The 3,332-nt window shown below is 68.4% G+C and carries 3 protein-coding genes; 2 read left to right on the top strand and 1 reads right to left on the bottom strand.

All coding sequences use genetic code 11. The annotated features are described in order from the left end of the window. The first annotated feature begins 885 nt into the window (after positions 1-885). On the top strand, positions 886-1,209 hold the full coding sequence (locus tag ACZ7HQ_RS44950; protein WP_030593686.1) for an STAS domain-containing protein: 324 nt from the start codon (positions 886-888) through the stop codon (positions 1,207-1,209). Positions 1,210-1,322: 113 nt separating this feature from the next. Continuing rightward, positions 1,323-2,510, top strand: a complete 1,188-nt coding sequence (locus tag ACZ7HQ_RS44945; RefSeq protein WP_471003286.1) for a PP2C family protein-serine/threonine phosphatase — start codon at positions 1,323-1,325, stop codon at positions 2,508-2,510. Between the two features lie 166 nt (positions 2,511-2,676). Here the strand turns inward: ACZ7HQ_RS44945 and ACZ7HQ_RS44940 are convergent, their stop codons facing one another. Further along, the gene (locus tag ACZ7HQ_RS44940) at positions 2,677-3,069 is read right to left on the bottom strand and encodes a hypothetical protein (RefSeq protein ID WP_030593693.1); all 393 of its coding nucleotides are present in this window, start codon (positions 3,067-3,069) and stop codon (positions 2,677-2,679) included. Positions 3,070-3,332 lie beyond the last annotated feature (263 nt).

Raw genomic sequence — 3,332 nt, 5'->3', positions numbered from 1 at the left:
GCCCCGCACTGGCCCCCGGGCCCCGAAGGAACTGCTACACCATCTGCCGACCCTGGTCCTGCGTCGGCCTTCTGTTTCCGCCCGCCCGACCTGGCTGCTGTCGGGGGTGCGGGGATCGCGGATGCGTGACCGGAGACCACCTCACTATCGATGTCCTGCGGTACCCGGACTCGCGTGGCGTCCGGGCGATCCTGATGGCGCCTGGTTCCTCCGTTCTTCCCTCTGGGTGAATTCCTTACTGAACGGGAACTGCGTACTGCGGTTACTGCGAATTGCTGGTGGCCTGTCACAGCGCCACTTCGGCAGCCAGCCCCGTCGCCCGTCCTGCGTCTGCTCTGGCTTAGAACCCCACTGCCGAACCTCCCGGTGCGCGCGCCCGCAGCCGACGCCTTCACCGAGGTAGTGCTCACTGATTTCACTGCTGGGTACTGCGGTCCTTCTCGCGGCGGCCCCTTATCACTGCGGGCCGCCCGGTCCGGTCACCAGTCCCGTCGCCGTCCTGCAACCGCTCTGGCTTCGAAACTCCGTCACCGCACCGAACTGCAACTGCGGGTACTGCTGCCCGGCAGTTCACCTCTGCCGACCCTGCGGTCCTTCTTGGTTACGAGAGAAACCATAACCACACCACCACTCAATGTCTACTCCGGCCAACATAGATTTCCGTGTGGCTCATGGAGAGGTAATCGGGTGCAGGCAGCACGCGGGGAGGAGCGCAGGCCCAGGTGGTGGCGCAGGCCCAGGGCGGCACGGATACCCGTGTCCGTCACCGTCGTGCGACCGGTGGCGGCTGGGGCTCCCGACGGGCGTCACGGCGGGCGTCACCGCATGCGGGTGTGGCGCCCACCTGGCACTTCGGTCTCCGCCGCACGGCGGCATACTTGCCCCATGACGTCTCCTGCGAGCCCCCGGCGCCCTGGCGCCGGGCCCCTGCCCGTGATCGCCCCTCAGGGTGAGTTCGACTACGGCACGGTGCCCTGGCTGCAGGAACAGATCGACACCGCCGTCAACGAACACGGCGGAGTGATCCTGGACGCCGGCGGGATCACGTTCATCGACTCCACCGTCCTCACGCTGATCCTGATGACCCACCAGCGCACCCACCTGCGCATGGCCAACCTGCCCGCCCGGCTGATCCGCGTCTTCGGCCTCTACGGCATCGACCACGTTCTGAACATCTACCCGACCGTGGACGCCGCCCGCACCACCTGACACCACCCGCAACCCACCGCGGCGGGGGCAGGGGGCAGGTAGTGTCGTCAAGCTGTTCGAACCCGGCACGAACTCTCTGGCGGGCGCAGATCCCTGTACAGCTGGAGGCTGTCGTGTCGCGGAACCGGATCGCCCTGTCCGAAGTGCTGGCGGCCGCGGAGGACGCCGCGCCGGTGGACTCCCTCGATGTCGTGGCCCGCAATCTGCGTACCCGGTTCGGTGCCCGGTACGTGTCGTTCCTCTTCGTCGACGTCGTCGGCCGGCGTCTGCTGCGGGTCAACGACACCGCTGCTGCCGAGCCCGAGGACGACCGTGCCGAGCAGGTCCCCCTCGCCGGCAGCAGCATGTACGACGACGTGCTCCGCACCCAGAAGGTCGTCCACGTCCCGGAGGGGACACAGGGCTTCCGGGTGCTGGCTCCGGTCACCAACCGAGGCGACACCATCGGCGTGATGGAGCTGTTCCTCCCCGCAGTGACCGACGACGTGCTCATTCAGGTCGAGGACGCCGCGCACGCGCTGGCCTACATCATCGTCACCGACCGCCGCTTCACCGACCTCTACCACTGGGGCAACCGCACCACCACCGTCAGCCTGGCAGCCGAGATCCAGCGCCAGCTCCTGCCCTCCGCCGCCTCCTGCGAGGCACCGGAGTTCACTCTCGCCGGGGCTCTGGTCCCGGCCTCCGACATCGCCGGCGACACCTACGACTACAGCCTCGACCACGACGCCCTGCACCTGTCGATCACCGACGCCATGGGCCACGATGTCAGCGCCTCACTCATCGCGACCCTCGCCGTCAACGCCTCCCGCGGAGCCCGACGCTCAGGAGCCGACCTCGCCGAACAGGCCCGCCAGGTACACCAAGCCCTCCTCGAACACGGGCAACGGACCTTCGCCACCGGCCAGCTTCTGCGCATCGCCCTCGACGGCAGCCGAGCTCAGATCGTCAACGCCGGCCACCCCCGCCCCCTGCGCCTCCGCGACAACACCGTCGAAGAACTCCGCCCGGCCGTCAACATGCCCTTCGGCGTCGCCCTCCAAAGGGCCTACCGGGTCCAGGACATCGACCTGCGACCCGGCGACCGCCTCCTCCTCCACACCGACGGCATGCAGGAACGCGAAGCGGAAACCGTCGACCTGACCGCGATCCTGCGCGACACCGCCGCTGAACACCCGCGGGAAGTCGTCCGCACCATGGTCACCGCAGTCGCCAACGCCTACCACGGCCAACCACCCGAAGACGACGCCACCGTCCTCTGCCTCGACTGGCACGGACCACAAACCCACCACAACAACTAGGCAACACCACCACCCCAGCCGGACCCGCGCAACTGCGTGTCAACCGGTGACCAGGGCGTATGGCGGGGGTGGGGTGCCTGTGGCGACGTAGCGGATGCCGCCGCCCTCCGACGGGAGGACCGCGCCTTTGGCGAGGGGGCGCCGGTCATCCCAGAGGTCTGCGCGGTCAGCGCCGCCGGCCGCTGCCGATGCGGCGGTCGTCAGCCAGTCCGGTCAGCGGGCCGAACTCACGGACAAGCTGGTTCCACGACAGCACCTCGCCACAGCGGGCCGGGAACTCCTTCGGGTTGAACTCGGGCATGGTCCAGGTACCGGTGCCCCGGTCCCGCAGCCACAGGTCCCCGTCACCATCGACCACAGTCGGCGGAACCGGCACGGGCTCGGCCTGATCGGTGGGCTCCCAGGTGACCCGGCCCGGGTGGGAAACACGGCGCAGCTCGGTGGTGGCCAGCCGCGCGGCCAAGTCACGGGCGGACTCCTCGGCATCCTTGACCGACGCGAGTCGGAATGCGTCGTCAAGTACGGGCAGGGCTGGATTCTTGCTGCGCTTTGAACTCATACGCTGACTACCTCCGGTGGGGGGCGTCACATCCGTTATGGCACCCCGTAGAGGAACACGCTATCCGAGGCGGGAGACGGGCCCGCTACGACCACTGTCCAGGGGGAAGCGCTAACACACCGAGCGGTAGGGTTGGACCCGCCCAGACGGACGGGCGCCGACTGATGCCGCAGGAGCAGAGCACCGACTCCCCCAAAACTCCAGCCACACCCTCAACCACAGCATCCGCTCACCCTCACCCGACCTCAGAACCTGCGCATGCT

Source organism: Streptomyces sp. NPDC037290, assembly GCF_055603245.1.
This window is presented reverse-complemented; position numbering and strand designations above follow the sequence as displayed.

Excerpts from the sequence above, each read along its gene's own strand:
- ACZ7HQ_RS44940 (WP_030593693.1), bottom strand. The coding sequence starts at position 3,069 with ATGAGTTCAAAGCGCAGCAAGAATCCAGCCCTGCCCGTACTTGACGAC.
- ACZ7HQ_RS44950 (WP_030593686.1), top strand. The coding sequence starts at position 886 with ATGACGTCTCCTGCGAGCCCCCGGCGCCCTGGCGCCGGGCCCCTGCCC.